29 protein-coding genes are annotated in these 24,043 nt (G+C 34.2%); 11 read left to right on the top strand and 18 right to left on the bottom strand.

What is annotated here, in order from left to right; genetic code table 11:
* Positions 1–70 precede the first annotated feature (70 nt).
* The 5 genes from BLS38_RS11425 to BLS38_RS11405 form a co-directional block, all read right to left on the bottom strand.
* Positions 71–1,393, bottom strand: a complete 1,323-nt coding sequence (locus tag BLS38_RS11425; protein WP_092749705.1) for an MFS transporter — start codon at positions 1,391–1,393, stop codon at positions 71–73.
* Between the two features lie 94 nt (positions 1,394–1,487).
* A complete protein-coding gene (locus BLS38_RS11420; RefSeq protein ID WP_092749703.1) occupies positions 1,488–2,123 on the bottom strand; it encodes an N-carbamoylsarcosine amidohydrolase in 636 nt (211 codons plus the stop codon).
* 42 nt (positions 2,124–2,165) lie between these two features.
* Positions 2,166–2,921, bottom strand: coding sequence for a maleate cis-trans isomerase family protein (locus BLS38_RS11415; RefSeq protein WP_092749701.1), 756 nt, complete (start codon positions 2,919–2,921; stop codon positions 2,166–2,168).
* Positions 2,922–2,931: 10 nt separating this feature from the next.
* On the bottom strand, positions 2,932–3,741 hold the full coding sequence (locus BLS38_RS11410) for an alpha/beta fold hydrolase (RefSeq protein ID WP_092749699.1): 810 nt from the start codon (positions 3,739–3,741) through the stop codon (positions 2,932–2,934).
* 11 nt (positions 3,742–3,752) lie between these two features.
* Positions 3,753–4,904: an FAD-dependent oxidoreductase gene (locus tag BLS38_RS11405; protein WP_092749697.1), complete on the bottom strand. Its 1,152-nt coding sequence runs from the start codon at positions 4,902–4,904 to the stop codon at positions 3,753–3,755.
* Between the two features lie 264 nt (positions 4,905–5,168).
* Here BLS38_RS11405 and BLS38_RS11400 point away from each other — a divergent pair, with 264 nt between their 5' ends.
* Entirely contained in the window at positions 5,169–6,200 is a 1,032-nt protein-coding gene (locus BLS38_RS11400; RefSeq protein WP_092749696.1) for a 2,5-dihydroxypyridine 5,6-dioxygenase NicX family protein, read from the top strand.
* A 240-nt stretch (positions 6,201–6,440) separates the two neighbouring features.
* Here BLS38_RS11400 and BLS38_RS11395 read toward each other — a convergent pair whose 3' ends face one another.
* The 4 genes from BLS38_RS11395 to mobC form a co-directional block, all read right to left on the bottom strand.
* The gene (locus BLS38_RS11395) at positions 6,441–6,866 is read right to left on the bottom strand and encodes a MarR family winged helix-turn-helix transcriptional regulator (RefSeq protein WP_092749695.1); all 426 of its coding nucleotides are present in this window, start codon (positions 6,864–6,866) and stop codon (positions 6,441–6,443) included.
* Between the two features lie 602 nt (positions 6,867–7,468).
* On the bottom strand, positions 7,469–7,687 hold the full coding sequence (locus tag BLS38_RS11390; RefSeq protein ID WP_092749694.1) for a hypothetical protein: 219 nt from the start codon (positions 7,685–7,687) through the stop codon (positions 7,469–7,471).
* Positions 7,684–9,990 (bottom strand): relaxase family protein, encoded by a 2,307-nt coding sequence (locus tag BLS38_RS13015; RefSeq protein WP_171258579.1) that lies wholly within the window; start codon positions 9,988–9,990, stop codon positions 7,684–7,686. The genes BLS38_RS11390 and BLS38_RS13015 overlap by 4 nt, the downstream gene beginning before the upstream one ends.
* Entirely contained in the window at positions 9,980–10,471 is a 492-nt protein-coding gene (mobC, locus tag BLS38_RS11375) for a plasmid mobilization relaxosome protein MobC (protein ID WP_092749692.1), read from the bottom strand. Before mobC ends, BLS38_RS13015 begins: the two co-directional genes overlap by 11 nt.
* Positions 10,472–10,891: 420 nt before the next feature.
* Here mobC and BLS38_RS11370 point away from each other — a divergent pair, with 420 nt between their 5' ends.
* The gene (locus BLS38_RS11370; RefSeq protein ID WP_092749691.1) at positions 10,892–11,149 is read left to right on the top strand and encodes a helix-turn-helix transcriptional regulator; all 258 of its coding nucleotides are present in this window, start codon (positions 10,892–10,894) and stop codon (positions 11,147–11,149) included.
* Positions 11,150–11,151: 2 nt separating this feature from the next.
* A complete protein-coding gene (locus BLS38_RS11365) occupies positions 11,152–12,375 on the top strand; it encodes a type II toxin-antitoxin system HipA family toxin (protein WP_092749690.1) in 1,224 nt (407 codons plus the stop codon).
* 57 nt (positions 12,376–12,432) lie between these two features.
* Here the strand turns inward: BLS38_RS11365 and BLS38_RS11360 are convergent, their stop codons facing one another.
* Entirely contained in the window at positions 12,433–12,675 is a 243-nt protein-coding gene (locus BLS38_RS11360) for a hypothetical protein (protein ID WP_092749689.1), read from the bottom strand.
* Between the two features lie 161 nt (positions 12,676–12,836).
* Here BLS38_RS11360 and BLS38_RS11355 point away from each other — a divergent pair, with 161 nt between their 5' ends.
* Positions 12,837–13,055, top strand: coding sequence for a helix-turn-helix domain-containing protein (locus BLS38_RS11355; protein WP_092749688.1), 219 nt, complete (start codon positions 12,837–12,839; stop codon positions 13,053–13,055).
* Between the two features lie 830 nt (positions 13,056–13,885).
* Here BLS38_RS11355 and BLS38_RS11345 read toward each other — a convergent pair.
* From BLS38_RS11345 to BLS38_RS11335, 3 genes are all read right to left on the bottom strand, one after another.
* The gene (locus BLS38_RS11345; protein WP_092749687.1) at positions 13,886–14,722 is read right to left on the bottom strand and encodes a hypothetical protein; all 837 of its coding nucleotides are present in this window, start codon (positions 14,720–14,722) and stop codon (positions 13,886–13,888) included.
* 117 nt (positions 14,723–14,839) lie between these two features.
* Entirely contained in the window at positions 14,840–15,130 is a 291-nt protein-coding gene (locus tag BLS38_RS11340) for an addiction module antidote protein (protein ID WP_088824424.1), read from the bottom strand.
* Position 15,131: 1 nt separating this feature from the next.
* Positions 15,132–15,428, bottom strand: a complete 297-nt coding sequence (locus BLS38_RS11335; RefSeq protein WP_092749686.1) for a type II toxin-antitoxin system RelE/ParE family toxin — start codon at positions 15,426–15,428, stop codon at positions 15,132–15,134.
* A gap of 241 nt (positions 15,429–15,669) precedes the next feature.
* On the opposite strand from BLS38_RS11335, the gene BLS38_RS11330 reads away from it, so the two are divergent.
* Entirely contained in the window at positions 15,670–16,380 is a 711-nt protein-coding gene (locus tag BLS38_RS11330; RefSeq protein ID WP_092749685.1) for a GNAT family N-acetyltransferase, read from the top strand.
* 111 nt (positions 16,381–16,491) lie between these two features.
* On the opposite strand, the gene BLS38_RS11325 is transcribed toward BLS38_RS11330, so the two are convergent.
* From BLS38_RS11325 to BLS38_RS11315, 3 genes are all read right to left on the bottom strand, one after another.
* Positions 16,492–17,004: a P-loop nucleotide/nucleoside kinase family protein gene (locus BLS38_RS11325; RefSeq protein ID WP_092749684.1), complete on the bottom strand. Its 513-nt coding sequence runs from the start codon at positions 17,002–17,004 to the stop codon at positions 16,492–16,494.
* Between the two features lie 126 nt (positions 17,005–17,130).
* Positions 17,131–17,442, bottom strand: a complete 312-nt coding sequence (locus BLS38_RS11320) for a cupin domain-containing protein (RefSeq protein WP_092749683.1) — start codon at positions 17,440–17,442, stop codon at positions 17,131–17,133.
* A gap of 107 nt (positions 17,443–17,549) precedes the next feature.
* A complete protein-coding gene (locus tag BLS38_RS11315) occupies positions 17,550–17,996 on the bottom strand; it encodes a GNAT family N-acetyltransferase (protein WP_092749682.1) in 447 nt (148 codons plus the stop codon).
* Positions 17,997–18,262: 266 nt separating this feature from the next.
* Here BLS38_RS11315 and BLS38_RS11310 point away from each other — a divergent pair, with 266 nt between their 5' ends.
* Positions 18,263–18,967, top strand: coding sequence for a haloacid dehalogenase type II (locus BLS38_RS11310; RefSeq protein ID WP_092749681.1), 705 nt, complete (start codon positions 18,263–18,265; stop codon positions 18,965–18,967).
* 462 nt (positions 18,968–19,429) lie between these two features.
* Entirely contained in the window at positions 19,430–19,738 is a 309-nt protein-coding gene (locus BLS38_RS11305) for a hypothetical protein (RefSeq protein ID WP_092749680.1), read from the top strand.
* 203 nt (positions 19,739–19,941) lie between these two features.
* On the opposite strand, the gene BLS38_RS11300 is transcribed toward BLS38_RS11305, so the two are convergent.
* Positions 19,942–20,535: a recombinase family protein gene (locus BLS38_RS11300; protein WP_092749679.1), complete on the bottom strand. Its 594-nt coding sequence runs from the start codon at positions 20,533–20,535 to the stop codon at positions 19,942–19,944.
* 448 nt (positions 20,536–20,983) lie between these two features.
* On the opposite strand from BLS38_RS11300, the gene repM reads away from it, so the two are divergent.
* The 4 genes from repM to BLS38_RS11280 all read left to right on the top strand — a co-directional run bounded on the left by repM (position 20,984) and on the right by BLS38_RS11280 (position 23,791).
* Positions 20,984–21,919, top strand: a complete 936-nt coding sequence (repM, locus tag BLS38_RS11295) for a replication initiation protein RepM (RefSeq protein ID WP_092749678.1) — start codon at positions 20,984–20,986, stop codon at positions 21,917–21,919.
* 119 nt (positions 21,920–22,038) lie between these two features.
* A complete protein-coding gene (gene parA, locus BLS38_RS11290; RefSeq protein ID WP_092749676.1) occupies positions 22,039–22,671 on the top strand; it encodes a ParA family partition ATPase in 633 nt (210 codons plus the stop codon).
* A gap of 28 nt (positions 22,672–22,699) precedes the next feature.
* A complete protein-coding gene (locus BLS38_RS11285) occupies positions 22,700–22,906 on the top strand; it encodes a hypothetical protein (protein WP_092749674.1) in 207 nt (68 codons plus the stop codon).
* A gap of 318 nt (positions 22,907–23,224) precedes the next feature.
* A complete protein-coding gene (locus BLS38_RS11280) occupies positions 23,225–23,791 on the top strand; it encodes a hypothetical protein (protein WP_092749672.1) in 567 nt (188 codons plus the stop codon).
* Between the two features lie 2 nt (positions 23,792–23,793).
* Here BLS38_RS11280 and BLS38_RS13070 read toward each other — a convergent pair.
* A partial coding sequence (locus tag BLS38_RS13070) for a hypothetical protein (RefSeq protein WP_213030517.1) occupies positions 23,794–24,043 on the bottom strand: 250 nt, incomplete at its 5' end.

The following is a 24,043-nucleotide window of genomic DNA, read 5'->3' as shown; positions in this document are numbered from 1 at the left end:
ATAAATCCTATCGTTTTGTTTAGAGTATTTTCTTTAGGCATGTCTATGCCTTCAAGAAAGTAATAAATTACTATTTGTTAACTAGCTTTTTAGGGAAAGAAAGTACCAAAAAGCAACTTAGAAAAAGGCAGATTGCGAATACCCATAAAGCACCTTCTGGCTTGCCAGTAATATCAATAGCCCAGCCAACTAAAGTGTTGCTGACAAGACCTGCAATATTTGCTACTGAACATGCAAGTGCAAAAGCGACTGCGGCAGCAGTACCAGATAAAAAGGTTGCAGGAATACTAAAGAAAACAGGAAGTACACCCAACGTAGCGATGGCTGCAATGGAAAAAAGGGTGATAATCATAGTTACACTGCTATTAAAAAATGGAATAAAAAACAATGCAATTGAGCCAAAAATAAAAGGAATAATCATATGCCAACGACGCTCTCGATGTTTATCTGAGCTATGGCCAATGAGAATCATTGCAACCAGACCAACAAGGCTGGGAATCGCTGTTAAAAAGCCAATTTCAACTGTACTTTTAACGCCTGCATTTTTGAGAAATGTTGGTAGCCAAAACCCCATAGAATAGGTACACAGCAGCATAGAAAAATCGATTAAACCGAGCATAAAAATTTTGAAGTTAAAGAAGCCATCTTTAAAGCTAGTTTTTTCACGTGCGCTTTCATTACCTTTAAGGTCGTTATCTAAATTGGTTTGTACATCTTGTTTTTCTGTCGTAGTAAGCCATTTGGCTTTATCTGGATTATTCGGTAAAGCCCAAAAGGTAAGGATACCTAGCAATACGCTTGGAATCGCTTCCAGAAAAAATAGCCACTGCCAACCACGTAAGCCATGGATTTCATCAAATGAAGTAATGATCCAACCTGATAATGGACTACCAATAATGACAGCTAATGGTAAGCCCATCATAAATAAGGCAATAATTTTCCCTCGATAATAGGTTGGAAACCATAGTGTTAAATAGTAGAGAACACCAGGTAAAAAACCTGCTTCGGCGGCACCCAATAAAAATCGGATAATATAAAACTGTGTGGTATTGGTGACAAACATGGTTAAGCCAGACAAGAGACCCCATGTGATCATAATTCGGGCGATCCAAATTTTGGCACCAACTTTTTGCAAAACAAGGTTACTAGGAACCTCAAAAATAATGTAACCAATAAAAAAGATACCCGCACCTAAGCCAAATGCGGTTTCACTAAGTTGTAGGTCGCTGAGCATTTGTAATTTGGCAATGCCGACATTAATACGGTCTAAATATGCCGCCAAATAGCAAAAACCTAAAAAGGGAATTAACCGCCACATAATTTTTGTATATGTGGCTTTAGACTGTTCCGAGACAACAGTACTTTCATCTTTATCTATGATTACCGCACTCATAAACGACTCCCCATTGATTTAAAGTATTAAAGTGCTTGTCAACATTTTGATGGCTTTGCTAAGACCACTTAATACATTAGTTTATTTGTCCTATTTAAATTTTATTAAGGTATTCATAAAAGTTATCTATACTTACAACATCACCATATTTACTATCAATATCAAATAAATTAGCTTCATGTGGTGCTTCATGACGATCACCAACACATTCTCGTAGTACAATTGTTCTAAAACCATGTTGCACCGCATCTACTGCTGTAGCGCGTACACAGCCACTGGTTGAACACCCCACAAGAATAACGGTATCAACTTGTGCACTATATAAAGTCGATGCTAAACTTGTGCCAAAAAAAGAGCTTGCATAGTTTTTTGTGAGCACTAATTCTGTTTTAAGTGGTTGTACTTCTTCACAAAATTCTGCTGCAGGGTTTCCCTCAACCATTGCTCGCATCACAGGTGATTTTTTTACCCATATACCACCATCTACTTGATCTTTTTGGTGATAGCGAATATTGGTATGAATGACTAAAAGGTTTTTTTGACGAGCCATTTCAAGTACGGCTTGTGTTTTTTTTACAGCTTTAACAACAGCTTCGGCATATAGTGGCTCGCCTTGAGTGGTATAGCCTTGCATAAAATCAATCAAGATGAGCGCAGGTTTTTTACCATAACCAATACGATTACCCCAGACACCTTTATAGTTTTCTACTGCTGAATGGTCTTGTGTCATGCTTGTATCCTCCTTTTGGGTATCTGATGCTTTGCGCTATCCTTAATACGCACCTGATAATAATGCACCTGCACCAGGTACAATTGGTTTGAGCCCAAGTGCTTTTAACATGCTATATGTAGTTGCGACTGCGGCTGAAATTACAGGTTTTCCAGTCATTGCCTCCACTTTTGCAATTGCAGGCAATGAGCGCATTTGTACACAGGCAGATAAAACAATAACATCGGCATCTTGGTAATTTAATTGCTCGACGATCGCAGGTAGATTTTCTGGATCATGGGCAGCAACCTGAATGTTATCTGGAATTTCTAGTGCAATATAATCAATAATTTCAAAACCTTCGTTACGAATATAGTCCACAACTAATTCGGTTAATGGTTTCATATATGGCGTAACAACAGTAATTTTTTTGGCATTTATTGTTTTTAATGCATCAACTAAAGCGCCGGCACTCGTAATAACAGTAGCCTCGGCATCGTTGTCTATTGTGGCTTGGTGTAAACGTTTTTCTGATGCTCTATGGTAGCCTAAGCCCATCGACATAATAGCAACTAAACAGGCATAACCCAGTACATCAACTCGGGCATCTGACAGTTCGAGCGCACAACGATCTGATTGTGCATCCATCAATGCCAATTCTTCTTTTTTGACATGCTTCATGCGCATACGGCTTGAATGAAAGGTAAAGCGCTCAGGCAAAATCAATTGCCGTGCATGCAACATCGCTGGAATTTCGGTTTCCATTGTTGTGTTTGAGCTCGGAACAATCTGGCCAATTTTGTATGTATTTTGAGTCATTCTACAGCCCCTATACTAATCGAGTGTCTAAGAAATCATTAAATGCTGCAAAAAAACCATCGAAATCATCCCAAGGAATCATATGACCTCCATTTGGTACATGTGTGACTTCAATATTTGAGTTCAGTTGTTTTAGCTCTTCTTCATCTTCAGGTAAGATCACCCCGCCTTTACCTGCCACTATTAATAGTGTTGGTACACGAATTTCGGGTACAAACTGATGAATGTCGTAAGTATGAAACTCTTCAAATGTTTCAATAATTGCAGGTAAATAGCAGGTATGTAGCCATTCAGCACGTAATTGGCGTTGTTCGTATGTCCATGTTGGGCAAAATTTCAGCATATCTTCAGCAGTCATGCCATTTATCGATTGTTTAATTGAGTCGACATACCATGGTAATTTACTTGGATACGCACGACGATTTGGTCCAGAAACAGGAGGGTCAACCAATACCATTTTTTTCAAGCCTTGATCATTCATTGCAGCACTACGAATTGCAAAGCGTGCGCCCATTGAGTGACCAACAAGGTGATATGATTCTAATCCTAATGCGGTGACAAAACCGTGAATATCGCTAGCACATGCATCTGTACCATAGTCATGTTCTGAACCTGAAGAAGATAATCCACGACCACGAACATCGAGTACGTAGGTGTCAAAATGTTGACCCAAACGCTCGGCAACAAAATTCCATGTCACTGCTGGGCTAGTAATACCAGGAATTAAAACTAAAGGTTGCCCTTTACCACCAAAGCGTAAGTAGTGCAAACGAATACCGTTAACTAAAACATTGGCACCATATTGAAAATTTGAGCGCATGGATTGACTCCTTAAGAGTTTCGAATGTCTTGTAATGATTGAATTTCTTCAGCATAAATATCGTAGCCATAGACCCATGCTGGATTTTCTGGTTGTTTTAAAAAGGTATTGGCATTTGAAACAGTTTGTACACGTGTTGCACGTGCTTTGCGGTGATGCTCATATAATTTAAAAGCAGTTTCATAATCATCCAGACCTGTTTTAAGTAAGCAGCGTGTCAGCATTGCACCATCTTCAATTGCCATTCCTGCACCTTGAGCCATATGTGGTTTCATTGGATGACAGGCATCACCAATAATAACTAAGCGACCTGTACTCCAAATAGGTAATGGGTTACGGCTATTTAGTGGCCAAATAGTGATGTCTTCGCTTGCTTCAATCATGGCTTGAATACGTGGGTGAGCACCTTCAAATGCGGTAAGCATCTCTTGATGATTACTTGGAAGGAAAGAGCGGCCTTGTGTATCTAGAGGTGGGTGTGGCACACCTGTAACGTAGTAATACTCATCTTTTTCTTTAGTCGTGTAATACGCCATCATATGACGATCTTGATACCACCATTTTACGCAGTCATCTAATTGGTGTTCAGCTTCTAGTTTTTTTAGTTTTTCACCTTTAATTAGGGCACGATGGGCAACCCAACCACTATATGTTGGTGCTTCTTCACCTAATAAAATTTCACGAATTTTAGAATTAATACCATCAGCACCAATTACCAAATCTACAGTGACTGCTGTGCCATCAATAAAGGTTAAGGTCACATCATTACTATTTTGCTCAACTTTTTCTAGACGCTTGCCATAATGTAGTTTTTGTTGATCGAGGCTTTCAATTTGTAATGCATGCATGTCACCACGGTGCACCGTAATGTAGGTTGCACCATAGTTTTGTAGATTTGCATCAGCAAGCACATCTGCTGTTTGACCATGACGACTAATCCATTGATCTGGCTCTGCGCCAAGTTCTGTTAATTCTTTTTCCAAACCCATTTCACGAAAAATTTTCATGATATTAGGGCCAACATGAATCCCTGCGCCAATCCGAGAAAATGTAGATGCTTGCTCATAAACATCAACATCAAAACCTGAACGTTGCAACAAGCGTGCAACAGCTGCACCACCAAGACCTGCACCAATGACTGCAATTTTTTTTGCTTTTTTCATAATTATCTCCAAAAGAGCTATCTTTTAAATCTCCTTATTAGTAATACGCCAAAATAAAAATAAAGTCTATACGCTTTATTAAAAAAATATCAAAATATATAAAATAAAAAAATAACATTGTTTTTAAAGTATTTTGTAGACAAAAAAGGGTTTATTGTTATATTTTAAATGATGGCATTTTAATATATTAAAGCCTATGCACTATAAAATACCATATGTAACTATTTTTGCACCAAAATATGACTTATCAATGGAGTTATTTCTATGCCAATCAATGATTATGAATTGAGTAAAAATTTTGAAGAGGTTTTAAGGTTATCTAAGGTTGATAAAAATCAAACAGTTGCTATTTTAAGTAGCCATTACTCCAATGAACGCACGATTAAAGCGGCAATGAATGCCGTGCTCAGTTTAGGGGCAAAAGTTTTTGTATTGGAATTGCCAGCATTTAATCACCCTATGGCAATGGGTAATGATATGACAGCTTACTGTGGAGATACTTCACTTACCGGTAATATTGCTGCACAACGTGCTTTAGAAACTGCTGATTTAATTATCGATACAATGATGTTATTGCACTCTCCAGAGCAAGAAAAAATTTTAAAAACAGGAACACGTATTTTATTGGCAGTTGAACCACCTGAGGTTCTAGCACGGATGCTACCAACTATAGAGGATAAAGTTCGGGTAAAAAATGCAGAAAGTATTTTAAAAACAGCTAAGCAAATGCATGTTACTTCTGATGCAGGTACAGATTTTTATGCACCATTAGGACAATATCCTGCCGTAACTGAATATGGCTTTGCTGATGAACCTGGACGCTGGGATCATTGGCCTAGTGGATTTTTATTTACATGGCCAAATGAAAATCAAGCAGAAGGGATTTTAACCATTGATGTCGGGGATATCTTACTACCATTTAAAATGTATGTTCGTGACAAAATTACGCTAGAAATTAACAAAGGTATGATTACCAATATTCATGGCGGCTTCGAAGCAGAATATTTACGTGATTATATGAGCTACTTTAATGATCCAGAAGTTTACGGTATTTCTCATATTGGATGGGGATTACAACCACGTGCACAATGGACTGCAATGGGGTTACATGATAAAAACGATGGCATGTGTATGGATGCGCGCGCTTTTGATGGAAATTTCTTATTCTCAACAGGGCCAAACACTGAAGTCGGTGGTAGTCGCAAAACACCATGCCATATGGATATCCCACTGCGTAATTGTACTATAAAACTTGATGATAAAATTATGGTTAATAAAGGAAAAACCATCAAATAATAAATTACTTAATGGTTTGACAATGTGTAAAAAATACTAGTACATAAATATCTCTAATACTATCTTATAAAATTTATGTACTACTACTAATTACTTAAGTTATTAGGTTAGATATTATGCATTGTCATTTTTCCTTAAATTAGCAAATTTAATGTAAAAAACAACCTTATTGATAGGTTTTAGATATGTTTATGATTGACTATTATTATATCGTTGATAAAAAATACATCATAACAACTATTATTCAGATAATTTTTTTAATACATGTATAAGCGCTAGTTGTTCTGCCGGGTTTAAAATATCTAGAGTCTTTTCAGAAATTAATCTTGCTTGATCTGTCGCGCCTTCTAGTAATTCAACACCTAGGCTAGTAATGTGAATTTTTACTTTTCGTTTGTCTATAACATCTTGGCTTTGTATTAATAACTCACGTTTAATAAGTCTATCAACAATACCTCGAATGGTTGCCTGGTCAATTGCAGTTTTTTCCACTAGCTCTTTTTGTGAACATCCCTCTAGAAAGTTTACAGTATATAATACTGTAAACTGGACAGATGTTAGTTGTGAGTAACCTATATTTTGCTGAAATATCGCGAGATGTCTTTGGTAGGCTTTACGTAATAGGTAGCCAACTTGCTGGTCAATGATATATTTATTTAAAGTCAACAGTTAAAATCCTTTATTAATGGCTAAATGATAGATATATTATACAAATATATAATTTAACCTAATATTACAATTAAAAAATATAGTACTCAAAAAGCTGTTTGATTTCATTAAACTTCTTAAAATAAGAAATTACATTCTATGAAAAGTTGATTATTTAGCACCTAAACCACCTTAAATAACTAGAATCAATTTTCTAATAAATTAGTATTATGTAAATGAAATAGCTGCTTATAACAGGTGTAATATTAACTTTTACAGACTCATTTTATAGCTGGTTTCTCTAGTTAAGACCTTAAAAATAATTTATTAATAAATATGTCTTTCATAGGTTGTATAGCCCCAATAATAGATAAAATAGAATGGTTACAGCGACTTAGTATAATTTCAATACAATCTTAAACAACTTACAAGATGGTTAAAGGAAAAAATAGCCATTTAAGTGGGACAGTGCCGCCAAATCAGATATTAGCCTGCTTGTGGGCTTTAGGATCTACTTCAGTGCTTTATATTTTTTTTAGCCTAAAGTTGTACACGTTCCTTTTCTTAATCTAGAACATAACTTAGAGATTATGATAATTATATCCTTAAAGCCTAGGCTATTACATATCTAGCCCAGGATCTGATTTCACTTTGTTTTCAGGTTCAGAAATTAATGAGGCCTCTTTATTGCTCTGCATTTTAGTTGAAGGATTTGGCTCTTGGCAGATCTTTTTTAAGTGCTCATAAGATACTAAACACCGTTGATATGCTCGTTTTTCTACTTCGAAATGATCATTTCGATATGCTAAAACTTGTTCACATTGCAGATATTTCATCATTTTTCGATCATTTTTGATGATCTTCTCAAAGTTTTCATAATCCCATAGAGGTAGATTCTTTTACTTGCTCGATCAATATACTTCTGTATGTTCTCAAACTTTTGATTAAGACACTCAATCAGTTGAATTGGATCTTTGTTTTCATAGGCCTGCTGTTGTTGCTTAGATATGTTCTTGTGAAAATGAACATAGTCTGGATAGTAGCCATCATTTCTTAAGCCTCTAAAATGAGTCGTAGGCTTTGGCTCAATTCGAATTCTATAAACAGTACGTTCTAGTTGTTTAAGTTCTCGATTAAGCCTGCTAATCTTTTCACTGTGTCTTCGAGTGTACTGATCTGCTTGTTTTGCATCTCCAAATCGTTGTAAAATTCGTTCGGTACTTTCAATTGCAAGATGGTCGAGAGTGCTTTCTCTAGGTCTATCTGTTGTAAGTGAATTTTGGTTTGAATAGGTTCTAGTTCGGCTTCGACTAGTTTGCTGACAACGCTGTTTAAATCCAGTTGATTGAATGCTCTCATCAATTGCATATGTAACTGGCTCTTCAATGCCTCTTGAAAATCGTGCTGCACTTGCGCTGAAGAGCTGCTGGATTCGAGTTTTGAAAGTTCGGCTTTCATCATTAAAATCACTGCTTGCTGTATTTCGTTTTCGTTCTTCAGATCTTTGATTCTCATCTTTAAATTCTGCTCGACTTCGATGTAATCGCTTAAAATGCTCTTTAATGAATCGACTTGTTGATTCAATACGTTGTTTTATTCGGCTAACAAGCTGTTTTGTTGACTCAATAAAGCGTTTTGCTGTGTCAAAAAGTGATCGATTTCTGTTTGCATGAGTTATCTCCGTAAATTCTTCAAATCGTTGACTTGGTTGGTAATCGTTTGAGCGTTGTATTGAATGATTTCTTGCTGTACTTCGATGGTTTTTCTGTTTGTATTGGCTTGAAAGCCCAGATATAAAACGATTAAAAGTATCAACGTTGCCATCATTGCCCAAAACATGTGTATCATTCTCTGTGCATTCAACTTTGCTGCGATCCATGTCTGTATCTCGGCTTCGATCTGTGGTGCTTGGTTCGCTATGACTTGTTGAACCTGTGCTTGAATATGTGTTTGTAGGCTCGGTTGATCGATCGAAATACTTTGCAACTGCTTGTTGATTTCGAGCTGTAGTGTTTGAATTGATATTGAAAACGAATTGATGTTTGTTGTGACTGTCTCGATGTTTAATATATCTATATTCGACAATTGAGTTTGCAGTGCTTCTATTTGTGCTTTGTAGTTTGATGTCATCTGTTGGAGTGCTTGTGGTGACAAGTTGCCGACTTCTATCAAAGTTGCTTTCATGGTTGATTGTAGTGCGATCGTTGTCTTGTGTATTTCTTTCAAAAGCGTGGTTCTTTCGATGATAGGCCTTTCGCTTTTTTTGGTAATCTTTTCTAAGTTTGTCAGCGTTTCCGAGAGTTGCTCTAGACTCACCTGCAGTTGTTCTGTTTTTTGCTGCTGCTCTGAGATGCTCTGAATAAGATCTAATTTCGAAGTTTTCATGATGAAAATCGCCTTTAAGTCGATGCTTTTTGCCGGTGTTGAGTGTGACCGTTATAAATTCTTTACTTTTTTTGACTTCAGAAACATCTTTTAACTGCATAATGCAGTTGACGATATCTGCTCTGTCTTCTACTGTTTGAGTCCTGAGCAAAGTTTTCACATGATTATCTATCAGCTTACAAAATTGTTTTTTTGGTAAACTTTCAAGCTCTTCACTTGATAGTATCTTTTCTGCGTTTTTATTCAGTTTTGCAATGTGATTCGGTTCTTGTGTTGTTTGTAGCAAGAGAAGATCATCCGGGCGTGACCATTGATATCTTGTGTTGAAGTAATCTCGTAGTGAGTCGAAATGCTTTTCGTGCCCTGGCGGTGCAATATTCAGAGATTTTCCTGTATGTATATCAATGCGTGGTGTTAAAACATGCAGGTGTTTTGAGCCATCATCATCTGTATGTTGAACGGCAAATAGGTGATACTGAGAAGGATCTAGTCCTGCAAAGGCATGTTGTTCAAAGTCGTTCAGCACTTCGCGAATTTGCTCATCTGTAGGCGCATCTTTTTCAGACCAAGCAATTACTCCGCTTGTATATTTCCAAAGATGAGGGCTTGAGTTACAGATTGCATTAAACGTCGTGGCATCTCCCATAAGAACATCAACACCGGCTCTAACATTACCTAAGTGATCATGTTTACTGAGCAAATAAGCCGATGCTTTTTCCGGACTACCTTTGCCATGGGCCAGGAACTTAATATGCACTTTCGTCTTCCTCCGCCAGTTGTATAGATAACAACTGCTTTTGGAGTCTTTCCGGACTCTGTCTGCTGATTTTTGGTAAAGCCGGTGCGAGCTGTTGTAAATCAGTTTGAATACCTTTCAAAACATGCATTACATTAAGAATATCGAGCTGTTTTTGTTGCTGTGGATCTGCATTTTTAATGATGTTGAGTGCACGTGCGATTTGATTGAGATTGTTGCCAATTTTTCCAATTTCCAGTAATAATTCTGGATCTGTTTTTTGATAGCGTTTGATGACTTCAAAAACGGTTTTAACTTTAATTCTAGGTTTTATTTCTTCTGCATTATTTTGCACAACCGTAATTGCATTTTGCATAATCTCTCTTTGAATAAGAGAGTGAAGAAAATCAGAAAATTCTGTTTTCTCTGTTTGTAAATGATTTTTGAGTTGCTCTAATTGAAGCTCAGTCATGCGAAATGACTTTGTTTTTTTACGTAGCATTTCAAGTTCCTGTATAGCACATTCTGCGCGTTGTGCTTTTGGGGTCTTAGGGGTGAAACCCCTAACAAGCCCTGTATCATTTTCGAAGAAAATGTAATACAGGTAGGCTTGCTTATTTGATTTGATGCTGATCGTGACATGACAAAAATGCACAACTACAGCGACCTAATCTCTTAAGTTAAGACTATGAGCTATTGTTTTGAATTGGAAATTTTTAATGAAAAAATCAAAAAAACGGTTTACTTTTTTGGTCTATAAATTCTACATATGAGGTTTTTTTTACATATTTATGCATTGAATTTTGAAAAAACAACCTCTAGTTGTTGGTTAATCATCTATGAGTTATTTTATTATCTATATAGCTATCTTTTATTTATATCTATATAATATTAGCTATATAGATATATTTCCAGGTAGTTTATGCTGGCTAGAGTAAAAATAGGACAGAAAATACGCCAAGAACGAAAAAATCTAGGTTATACGCAGCAAAAACTTTTTGACCTGACCGGAGTGAATAAAACGACCATCTCTGAAATGGAAAATGGTCGTTTTACAGGGTCGTTAGATCTTTTTGAGCGGGTGTTAGATGGCGTTGGTTTACAACTAGAAGTTACCTTGAAAACAACCAGACTTCCTCATTGGCAAGAGGTTGATCACTTGTTTACAGAGGATGAGTAGCTATGAAGGATTTACCTAAAAAAATTAATCAGATTCAAGTCTGTGTCGAGGGTCGTCATTTAGGCGTATTAACTCAAGGGGCTGCACACCATTATCAACCGGTACAAGATCAGCAACATGTGTCATTGACGATGACTCAGCAAGGGATTGATGGTTACTCTAGTGGTGCCTTACATCCTATTTTCTCTCAAAACCTTCCTGAAGGTTTTAATCGTCGTTTTATCGCGCAGAAGCTAGCGCGTTATGCCAAAGTCAATGACATGTATTTATTGGCATTACAAGGGAACCAGGGCATTGGTATACTAGATTATCAAAGTGATTTGAATCTACCAGACACCGATGCTTTAAACCTGTCTGATATTTTATCTTATAATGCTAAAGAGCCACTGTTCCCACAGTTATTAGAAAAATACTATCTACGAAACTCTCTTGCAGGCATGCAACCCAAAGTCAGTATTGCAAATGTAGAAACTTTACAGACAGATCGAACCATTCAACAAAAGGATTTTATTGTAAAGTCATTTGACCATGAGTTTCCGTTACTCACGGTCAATGAGTTTGTCTGTATGCAAGCTGCGAAAGCATGTGGTCTGCAACCACCGCCTACGTATTTATCTAATAATTTAGAAACATATGTAGTGGAACGTTTTGATAAAACGGCAACCGGTATTCGCCTAGGCTATGAAGACTTTACAACATTAATGAAAAAACCAAATGACGCCGATGCAAAATATACAGGTAGCTATGAAACCTTGCTAAAAGCAACTCACCTCTATACAGGAAGTTTAATTGAAGTCGAAAAAATGTATAAGTACATTGTATTTAATTGCTTGATTGGCAATGGTGATGCACATTTGAAAAATTTTGCTTTGCAATATTTTCAAGATATGAAAACAGTTTTTGTATCTCCACCATTTGATATTACGCATACTTTAATTTATCCAACCATCGATCAAAATATGGCACTCAAGCTTCGAAAGAGTAAATTTTTTCCAAATCTATCCGAGTTAATAAAATTAGCTACTAGCGATAGTTTTAGGATCCGACATGCCAAAGAAATCGTACATCGTTTCAGTGAAAATATTTTAGATTATCTAAAACAATCGAATGAAGTGCAATTAATGCCTGGCCTACGTCAGTCCATAGAACGTTCAATTGCACGTACGATGACAACATCGATGACTCAAAAAGTTTATCAGCATGATAAACAAAGAAAGTTTGAATGAGTCATCGATGCACATAACATTCATCATAAGCTCATTACACATAGCTTATTCAGTAGATTAATATTCTGGGACACAACGGGTAAATGCTCGATGAAGGTCACATAGTTCGGCATGTGGATTTGCTTGAAGATGGTGCTCAACCCAAATAAAGATTGCTTGGTGTCCATTAAATGTTGGGTTTACATCTAAAAAGAATGCTAGGCGAGCAGTTCGTTGAATACAAAAGTCATGAATTAATTCAAGACCTAATTGCTTTGCTTGTTTAGAAATAAAAAGCTGTGGTGTGACAAAATGATTCATTGCTACTTTTCCTTATAAATAAAATCGGTATAATTCTAGCGGCACAAAATTCATCTTAGAGTGAATTAATAACCTACTGTGGGTTATTTTTAAATATTAAGAGTCACTTGCCAACCCAAAAATAACCCACAATAGGTTATTTTTTAAATTTAGGTACAATTATGATTAGATGCAGGTTATCAACACTCATGGGTGAGCGCCATATTTTAAAGTTAAGTGATGTTGTTCGAGAGACTGGGGTCAATCGCAATACTCTGACAAGTATGTACTATGATCGAGCAGTACGTATTGAGCTACCTGTTGCTGATAAGCTATGTACATATTTTAATTGTAATATGCATGATCTTTTTGAATACTTTCCTGACGATAAAAAAGAATAATGAATTAAAAAACCCCTGACATCCTGTCAGGGTTTTTCGTATTTAGTGCTTCGGCATAAATCCTGTCTTGCTTCACTATTCTAGTGTCTGACTTATGATGATTTGATAGTAAACAGTTAGGCCAAAAAGAGTCCAAGGGCTGCTGATAGTAACATGCAGATGTCTAGTGAATGGGATAGCGCTGTTCTTGCTAAATTAAACCAAAATAGCGGGGCATATAAAGCCGTTTTCAGTACCAAAAAATGGTACATTAGTTAAAGATGCAGCATATGTGGATAAAAGTAAGGAAAAGTTAATGTTAGTTCGTATTGAACCAGTAACAAAAGATAAGTGAGAAAAAAATTATGTCGGATCTAAAAAATAATGAAGCCCATCAAAAAGCTTTAGCACATGTAATTCAGCATGCAGAGTTTAATGAAAATACAGTTAGTCTGATTGACTAAATTATTAATAATAAAGGTGATGTACCATTTTGTATAGGAATGTTAGGTAATTATGCTGAAGCAAACGCAATGATATCTAGCTATTTAAGCAATTTCGTACATTCTTTTGGCCTTAATTTATCCCAATATTTGTCCTCAGAAATTTTGGATAATTTCTAAAAATAGGGGTTTGAAAAACCCAAAAAAACTTTAAAAAATATGTTTTTTTATCCAATTTTACTGGCTAAAAGTTCCATTTTCATACAAAAAAAAGCCGACATGTTTCAACCTCGGCTTTTCTGTGCTTTTTCACTTTATGTAAAATGCTTAACCCACTGATAAACAATAATTAAGTCTCAAGCACTTCGCATAATCCCCCATTATGTTAAATAGTAGCTCAAATTCGTCTTAATGCGACAGAACCGTCTGTTCAGGGCTACTGGTGTTATGTACAAATACACCAGACATTGTCACAAAATAAGTATGATCATCTGCCACTTCAAGATTATAGACGTTATCAGTAAATGGAATATATTGCTTGTTTTGGTCTTTTAAAACATTATCTTTATTAATCCCTACTCCTGGCTTATCAGTGAGGCTACTTCCTTTAATAATGTTTTCATTCTTACAATAATCAATATCTATTGCTGTACCTTCTTCAAAATTATAAAACTCAATGTCTTCAGTTTCCATTGGCTCCTGTGAAACATAATAATTTTTTTGATACCAAGCAATTGTAGAATCTAAATTTTCTAAATTTTTATCTTGATATTGGTATAAAGGTTGTGCCCGTTTTATATAGAATAAAACACCATCTTTATTCATAACAATTTCATATTGTTGTAACTGATCTACGCGTTTCCACTGTGGTTGTATATAAGGATTAATACTTTCTAAACTCTGTTGCCCATCCCAAATCCCCATTCCCATGACAAAAACAGGATGGTTCGATGTAGCTATAAATTCAGATAAACTATGAGTATAACGATATGTACTACTATCAATTATATTTCCGTTGATATCTTCATCATTCCAATGTTTTTTCACTTCCACTAACCATAACTCTTTATTTTCATAAACAAAGGTGTTGATTACAGGTTTATATATTGACTCACCCACACCATTTTCAGGTTTGGACAATACTAAATCACCCACTTCAATGTCCTGAATAGGTGTCCACCCTTGTTCAGTATGTACCAAGGTTCCTGCTGGAAAACCAGTTCCTGAACTAAGATATGTGTCCATAAGGCTCTCTTATATTTTAATTTAATAATTAGTGAGTATTTCTAAAATTAACATAATACGACTTATACGAAATATAAAAATGGGAGCCTTTAGCTCCCATTTTTATATTTGAAATTCTTAGAGATGTTGTACTGTTAGTTTTAGGCCAAGAGCATTTACGACACGATTAATCGTATCAAAACGTGGTGCTGAATCCTGACGTAGGGCTTTGTAGAGTGCTTCACGCCCAATACCTGCTTCTTTAGCGATTTGAGTCATACCACGAGCTTTAGCAATTATGCCAAGAGCATGAGCCAATTCAGCTGGATCATTTTCTTCAAGAACTATATTTAAATACATTACAATGTCTTCTTCAGTTTTGAGAGACTCAGCCATATCAAAACTTGGCAAATCAGCGACTTTAACCATTTTAATTCTCCAATATCTTTGATAATTTGACTGCACGATCAATATCTTGTTGTTGCGTAGATTTATCTCCACCACCAAGCATAACAATCACAACATCACCGTGTTTAATATAGTACATTCTCCAACCTGAACCAAAGAACTCTCTCATTTCCCAAACACCATCTTGAAGATATTTGGTATCTCCCCAATTACCACGCTGAACCTTATCCAATCTACGGTTTAAGCGAATCCGAGTCATATTGTCTTTAATTCCATCTAGCCATTCATCAAATTCAGGCAGACGTTTAATTTCAATCATTAAGCTTCCCCTTGCTCTCGATTAATTGTATTCGATCGAATACAAAACGCAAGTAATTTATTTCCTAATGATCTAATAAATTCAAGAACTTCGTATAATTGGTCATTATGTTAAATCAGGATTCTTCTCACTTTGTTTATTTTATTAAGGTTTTAGCTATACCTATTAAAATAGGCCATTTTTTGCTAGTTTTAGCAGTAATTTTTACTCATGTAAACTGAGTTAATTTAAGGAATAAAAAATGCATTTTAACGAATATAATCAACCTATCGGTGAGCCATTACCACACTGGACTATAAGAAAAACTCCTGAAAAGAAATGCTTTAATGGTAGTTACTGTACACTTGAACCACTAGAAGCAAATAAACATGCAAACGAATTATACAATGCTTATTCGCAAGCAAAAGATGATAGTGATTGGACATGGCTACCAGTAGGTCCATTTAAAGATTTTGATCATTATTTTAGAATTGCAGAAAGTTTTGAATTATCTAAAGATCAAATCCATTATACAATTATCGATAATGTCACAAGTCAAGCTATTGGCTCTATAGCACTGATTAGAATTGACCCACAGAATGGTAGTTTAGAAATGGGGTTTGTTTTGTATTCTCCATTATTAAAAAGAACTAGAATAGCTACTGAAGCACAATACTTACTAATGAAATATGTATTCGATGACTTAGGTTATCGAAGGTATGAGTGGAAGTGTGATAGCTTAAATGAGCCATCTGAAAAGGCAGCGCTCAGACTTGGTTTTACTTATGAAGGAACATTACGGAAATTAATAATCTATAAGGGTAGAAGTAGAGATACATCATGGTTTTCATTACTTAATGATGAATGGTTTTTTAATAAAAAGGTTCTTGAATCATGGTTAGATGAAAAGAATTTTGATGAAAAAAATTTACAGATTAAATCAATTCAACAAATTCGTAAGGATTTTCTTTAATTTAAATTTCTATCTAAAATTAACATAACACTGCTTATCTCAAACATTAAAAAATGGGAGCTAGCATCTCCCATTTTTTAGCTTTAACATCAAAATTTCGCATAAGTGCCATTATGTTAAATCAGGGGAGCTAATATATTTTTCTATTTCAGTTAGAGCATTTTCTGGAGTAAGTTTAGCTGTATCTATTATTAATCTTTTATCTGTTCTCAATTGATAATCATGTATTTGAACAGAATGCCAATCTGGTAGTTTAAAATTTTCTATATCAGATGACCTCGTTTCAATACGCCTCTTATGCTCTGCCTTATCACTACAAACAACTTCAATTTCAATAATCTTAACATGAGATTTTTGAGCTATTTCTTTCCATTTAAGCCTGCTTTCTATAACAGGATTAACATTGTCAGATACAACTGTATTGCCAAGTTTTAGATTAGACAGCGCTATAGAAAATGCAACTTCATAACCGATAGCTCCAATTTTTTTAGAAGAGTTATTATATTGTTGAATCGCAAATTCTATTTCATCAATTCTTATATAAGTGAACCCTTTCTTTTTTATTAGAGCCTGACATAAAGTTGTTTTTCCTGTGCCAGGTAACCCACTAAACACTATGAGCACTAAGCCCTCCTACAATTAAAATAATACTGATTATCCGAAATACTAGAAAATGGGAGCAAACACTCCCACTTCTTTTAACTTTCCATTACGTTAAATAGAGGGTTTATATAACTATTCTAAGGTTTTCTAGATAGACCCTTCTTGTTCGATAACAAGTATTCTTGCCTCACCTTGAGGATGAGCAACATGTTCAGTACCTATACTTGCAAAAAAGATATCTCCTACATTAAGTAGTACGTTTTTTGTTAAACCATCTTCTTTGTAGTACATATTGACTATTCCATCAACGACAGCAAATACTTCTTCACCATCGTTAACATGCCAAATATAAGGTTGATCAGTCCAATGTAAACGAATAGTTGTTGTATTAAATTTTGTAATATCAAGAGCATCCCATGCTTTATTTCCCGTAAATTTCTTACTATTAATAATTTTCATGTAGATAATGCTTCCATAAATAACTGAATCTAAAAGTAGAACATGAGAGCTAACAGCTCCCGTTTCATTTAACGTATACTATGTTAAATATTTAATTTATATAATATTTACTTAATTATTTGCTGATAAATTTTAGGTTTGTTTATTTCTAAAAAATCTTCAGGTTTACCCAAGTTTTCAAAATCAAATTTACGGTATAAACCATGAGCATCAGAGGTTGCTAAAAGAATTCGTCTTAGATATTCTGCTCCACTTCTATCTAAGAGTGCTTTTACAATTATTTTAGAATAGCCTTTACCACGAAATTCAGGTTTAACATAGATATCTGCAATATATGCGAACGTTGAATAATCTGTAATGGACCTGCCAAAGCCTATAAGTTGATTTTCTAACAACAAACCAATTGATAAGGAGTTTTCAATAGCTTTCTGAACGACTTCTTTTGGAATATCTTTAGACCAATACGTAGTTTTTAGAAAATGATGAACAGTGTCTAAATCTATTTCATTTTTATCATCTGTCACTCTTAAATTTTCGATAGTTTGATGTTCCATTTATTACTCTTTACTTTTATCAATATGAATAGATTATAGGCAATTAAGTCATCATTTTATTTTATTAAAATGATTTTTGTATAAGTGATCATAATTATAATTTTATTCCTGATAAATATAGGCTAAAAAATTAGAATTAGGATTAGGATTCTTGGAAAAATAAAGATTTACTTATTTAAAATAATAAACAAGTATTGAATATACTAACCCCTTATCATTGATAAACAAAAATTTATGTGATGATAGGTATAATTAAAAGGAATTTTATGAAAAATTTTAATAATATTAAAGTATTAGCTTTTGATGTTTTTGGAACTATAGTGGATTGGCATTCATCTATTGTTAAAGAATTAAATAACATGAGATTGTCAGTTGATGCTAATCAGTTTGCTTTAGATTGGAGAGCTGGTTATCGACCTGTTATGGATAAAGTTATTTCTGGCGAAGGACATTGGAGTTCTATTGATGATATCCATCGTTTAATTTTGGATGATTTATTAATCAAATATAATATTTTTTATTTATCGGAAGAACAAAAAATTCATTTAAATTTAGTTTGGCATCGTTTAAATCCTTGGAATGATACTGTTGAGGGGTTAAATAAACTAAAAGACAAATTTATTATTTGTACACTATCTAATGGTAATATTAGATTATTAGTGGATATGGCCAAATTCTCTAACCTACCATGGGATTATATTTTTTCTGCTGAAAATTTCCATGCCTATAAGCCCTCACCCAAGACCTATCTTGGTGTTGCTGAATTGTTAAATGTATATCCTAATCAAGTTCTGATGGTAGCTGCTCATCATAGTGATTTAGTAGGTGCTCGTTCATGCGGATTAATGACAGCTTATATTGAAAGACCTCTTGAATTTGGTATCTCTGTGCAAAAAGATGTTTCTCCACGTACAGATAATGACTTTCATGCTTTGGATTTATTAGACTTATTTGATAAGCTAAGAAATTGATTTTATATATTATATGCTAAAAATTACCAAATACGGCTACACAAGGATTTGGTATTATTAGCTGTATGAACAGTTAGACGGTTTCACTATATATTCTCTCTAAAATTAACATAATACTGATTATCTGAAATGCCTAAAAGGGAGCTATTAGCTCCTATTTCGTGTAACATCTACTATAAGTCAGGCATAAATCTTTTTAATATTTCAGACTTTAAAAGGTTTAGTTAACGATGAAAAATATTCACTGATCAACAAATAATATTTACATATTATTTATAATCTGAATAATTAACTTAGGTTCCTGGAGTATATTTTGACGGTTATTTGATGTCGATTTACTAGATAAAGGATAGGGTTTGTACCACCACTAAATAAATTTAGGCAGTGATAAACCACCTGATCAAGGGACAGCCCCGACAGCCATAAATATTAGAACTTATATTTAATTGAGTGAGAAAGAAAGTGTCTAAAGCGTTTCAGCTAGAAATAACAAATGATTTATTAGATGCTATCAGAACAGCATATCAGGATTTTAAAACCCATGGATACATTAATGATGAAAGTACATCACTAGGATCCACTATTTTTGAGAATGAAACTGATTTTTTGTATAAAGAATTTTGTAAGTTAGGCTATGACGGCAATGAATTTATTTGTTATGGTCACTATTATCCTAATCATGGGGCAGTTTATTGGATATGTGATAGTAGATTTATGTCTTATGAGGAAAGTAGAAAGTTAACCGACATGCTTATAGAAAAAAATATATAGCTCTATGCTTAAGCATAAGTAAAAAATTTTGTCGCATTAAACATTAGTTAAGCAATTCTAAAATTAACAGAATATTGACTATTTATGTTAAATCATAAAAATGTGAGTCTAGGCCACTATTTTCAGTTATTAACCCACTTTTTTACTTAATCATATAATCTATATGATTAAGTAAAACTAGATACTTTCACAGATATAATGAATTAACTTTTAGCAACTCTGTATACTGTAGCCACCCCAACCCCAACTGCTTTCGCAACCTCTTCCTTAGTCATACCACCTAATGCCAATAATTGCTTAATACGGGCATGTTTTAGCCTGTTTGGTGCTTTACCCTTAGGTTTGTATCCAGAACGCTCTAACCCCTGCCTAATACGCTCTTTACGCTTCTCATTGTCCAGTCTTGCCATCGTTGCAAGCAAATCAATCAACATCGCGTTAATCACAGCTAAAATATCACCTGTAATACCTTCTTGAATTAAATGATGTGTCGTTGGTAAATCAGCAACAATGAGTCTTAGACCTTTTGCTTTTATTTGTTGTTTTAAAATATCAAAGTCATCTTGAGATAAACGAGATAAACGGTCTACGCTTTCAACCAATAACAGTTCACCAGTTTGCGCTTCAGATAAAAGTTTATTCAGTTCTGGACGAATCAGTTTAGTTCCTGAGAAGTTTTCAATGTATGACACATAATCTGATGTATAACTTTGACTAAACTCTATGAGATCAGAGAGTGCTCTTTCTGCATCCTGGTCTTTTGTAGATGCTCTGACATAGATTCGTGTTGTATTCATATCAATTAGACTTAAAAATTAGTTATCAGTGATAAATATAGCATATAACCTATCATTTAATAAAAAATATAGCTAAAAGATAGAAATCATAGAAACCTAGATAAATTTTGATTTAGGTATACTCAAAAGATAGATGGTATTAACCACCAATACCTTTGTTCTAAAAATACTAAAAATATTCTTAAAAATAAAATTTAAAAAAAAGAAAAATAGGCTTTTAATATTTTTAATAATCTTTTAACTCTTTTAAGAGAGCTGTAAGCATTGGTACTAAAGGCTTACAGCTGACATTAAGATACGTTTAGTCACCAATTAAGATACGTTTAGTCACCAATTAAGATACGTTTAGTCACCAATTAAGATACGTTTAGTCACCAAAAAAGGTACATTGACTGTTAATGTATCTAATGATACATTTTTCATTAATGTATCTTAATATAAAAATAGTATGAATAACGAGCTGGTAGTAAAAGACAATATACTAATAAATGCATCATATAACCTAGAGCTTACAGAACAAAGGTTAATATTACTTTCAATCGTACGAGCAAGGGATACAGGGCAAGGTATTACAGCAGATAGTAAGTTACAAATACATGCTGGTGACTATATGTATCATTATAAAGTTGATCGACATGCTGCATACAAAGCATTAAAAGAAGCAGCTTTAAATTTATTCGAAAGACAATTCTCATTTAAAGAAGAACACGAAAATACAGGGAAAATCGGTGTTGTAAAATCACGTTGGGTAAGTCGAATTAAATATATCGATGAACTTGCAATATTAGAAGTTACTTTTTCTCCAGATGTTGTCCCCTTAATTACTAGACTTGAGAAACATTTCACGTCATATCAATTAAAGCAAGTTTCTCAACTTACAAGTAAATATGCGATACGCCTTTATGAAATATTAATTGCCTGGCGTGAAGTTGGAAAGACACCAGTTATTAATCTTTCTGACTTTAGAATGCAACTAGGTTTAGAGCCTACAGAATATACGGCTATGAATAATTTTAAAAAAAGGGTGCTTGAGCCAGCGATTACCCAAATTAATACGTATACAGATATAGATGCAAATTATGAGCAATTTAAAGATGGTCGTATCATTTCTGGTATAAAGTTTACTTTTAAGGAAAAACTTAATCATCAAGGTTTATCTGTAAATAAAGATAAAAATACTGTAGATATGTTTACAGGGCTAACAGAAAAGCAACTCAGCTTTTTTGCTAAAAAACTTGCTTATGATGATGTATTTGCAAGTAGCTATGCTGAAGTTGGCGAAACTTATAGTGATCTAGAAAAACGTTTGTTACTTAGATTGACGAATCTTGATTTTATAGAAACCAATGCCCACCACTTGAAACGATTAGGTTTAAGCTTATAATTTACTCATTTACTCATTTACTCATTTACTCATTTACTCATTTACTCATTTACTCATTTACTTAAATGGGTGTATACTTAATTGAGTAAATAAGTATTAACTCAAGGTATAAATAAAACATGAAAGTTATTGCTGTACTTAATCAGAAAGGTGGCTCAGGGAAAACGACTATAGCAACTCACCTTGCACGAGCATTACAGAAGCTAGATTACAGTGTATTGCTTGTAGATTCAGACCCACAAGGTTCTGCAAGAGACTGGTCTGCTGTAGATGAATCAAACCCTGTAACAGTTATAGGTATAGATAGACCAACGATAGACCGTGATCTAAAGTCAGTTGCAAAAAAAGACTTTGTTGTAATTGATGGAGCACCTCAAGCCTCAGATTTAGCTTTGTCAGCAATTAAAGCAGCAGACTTTATTCTTATTCCTGTACAACCTTCTCCTTATGATATTTGGGCAACATCTGATTTAGTCGATTTAGTCAAACAACGTATAGACGTAACAGATGGCAAGTTGCAAGCAGCTTTCGTTGTTTCTAGAGCAATTAAAGGTACAAAAATTGGTACTGAAATTTCAGATGTACTTCTAGGTTATGAGCTTCCAGTATTAGAAACTCGTATTACACAACGTGTAATTTATCCAACAAGTGCTGCAACAGGAACAACGGTTTTAGATCTAGAGCCAACAAGTGATGCAGCAAAAGAAATTAATAGCCTGGCTCTAGAATTAATTAGTAAATTAAGTAAATGAGTTTTTACTCATAGGAGTGTTTGAGTAAATGAGTAGTTTAAAAGCTGGTCGTCCAAGTAGATCTGTAGGTGCTAAAGAACTACAGTTACAAGATATTAAAGATCATACTAAAAAAGTGCGTGTAAATTTCGACTTAGACGAAGACCTACATGCTGAACTGAAAATGTATGCATTTAAAAATAAGAAAAGTGTTAAACAAATTTTAGTTGAGCAGATTGAGTTGTTAGTTAAGTAAAATCACATATATTTTAGGGTAGCTATACGCTACCTTTTTAATACTCAAATACTCAAATACTCAAATACTCAAATACTCAAATACTCAAATACTCAAATACTCAAATACTCAAATACTCAAATACTCAAATACTCATGCAATTATAGATGTAAAAAAGAATTGACTTTTTGAAAAAAGTAAACTGACACTTACTTAAGACTATAAGATATTTATAAGCTATATTCGGGTAAAAAAGCAGAGTTAACTCATTAAGGCTCTGTGGCAAAAGTAGGTTGATCTCATGTTAATATCTCATTTTTTAATTAAACTGGTTATATAATGAAAAAATCTATATTAAAAACACTTTTACTTGCAGCAACTTTAGTCAGTGCAGTTCCAAGCTATGTGCAGGCAAAGCAGGTATCATCAACCAATCAAGCAGAAAAAACACTTAGCATTACAGCAGAAAAATTTAGAGACAACTTTAACGCACATGCTAAAGAGATTGGCGCACCACAACTACAAGATATAAAATACCAAGAAAGTAATGGAACTTTTATGGCTTTTTTAGGGGATGATTTTACATTTGTTGGGAAAATGAAAAATAAAAAGCTTACTCATGTTGCAGCATTACTACTTATTTTACCCCAAAATAAAGGTAGAAAACTTGCATCTCAAGCTGAGACATTGGCTGGCATTGCATTGATTATGGCAAGAGTACTGGATTCAAATAAGATTGATAAAAGTAGAGATGATGCGGTACAACAGGTATATGACAATCTGTTAAATGATCCTAAAACAATAAAATATGAAAATACAAAAACAGGGTCTTATGGTAATTTTAATATTTCAGCATCTTTTTTACCTAAGCTCTCTGCACTTTCTGTGTCATTTGAACCTAGATAATATTAAAACAGGGCATAAGTACTCTTTTCTAAACCCAGAATGACTTTTAAAATGAAGGGAAATATGAAAGAAGAACCAAAAAAGCCATCTACATTATTGATCATCGGGATTATTTTAATACCATTAATTTTTTCATGGTTTACCCTAAAAAAGGGATATATAGCCAAATATGAAAAAATATAGAACAATAGAGTGATGGGATATTCAAAAGATTTTAAAGATAAAGTCATAGAGATTATGACTCGGGATAAA

It is taken from the genome of Acinetobacter boissieri (assembly GCF_900096955.1).
Classification (GTDB): domain Bacteria; phylum Pseudomonadota; class Gammaproteobacteria; order Pseudomonadales; family Moraxellaceae; genus Acinetobacter; species Acinetobacter boissieri.
The sequence above is the reverse complement of the archived record's forward strand: the minus strand, read 5'-3'. Positions and strand labels throughout refer to the sequence as shown.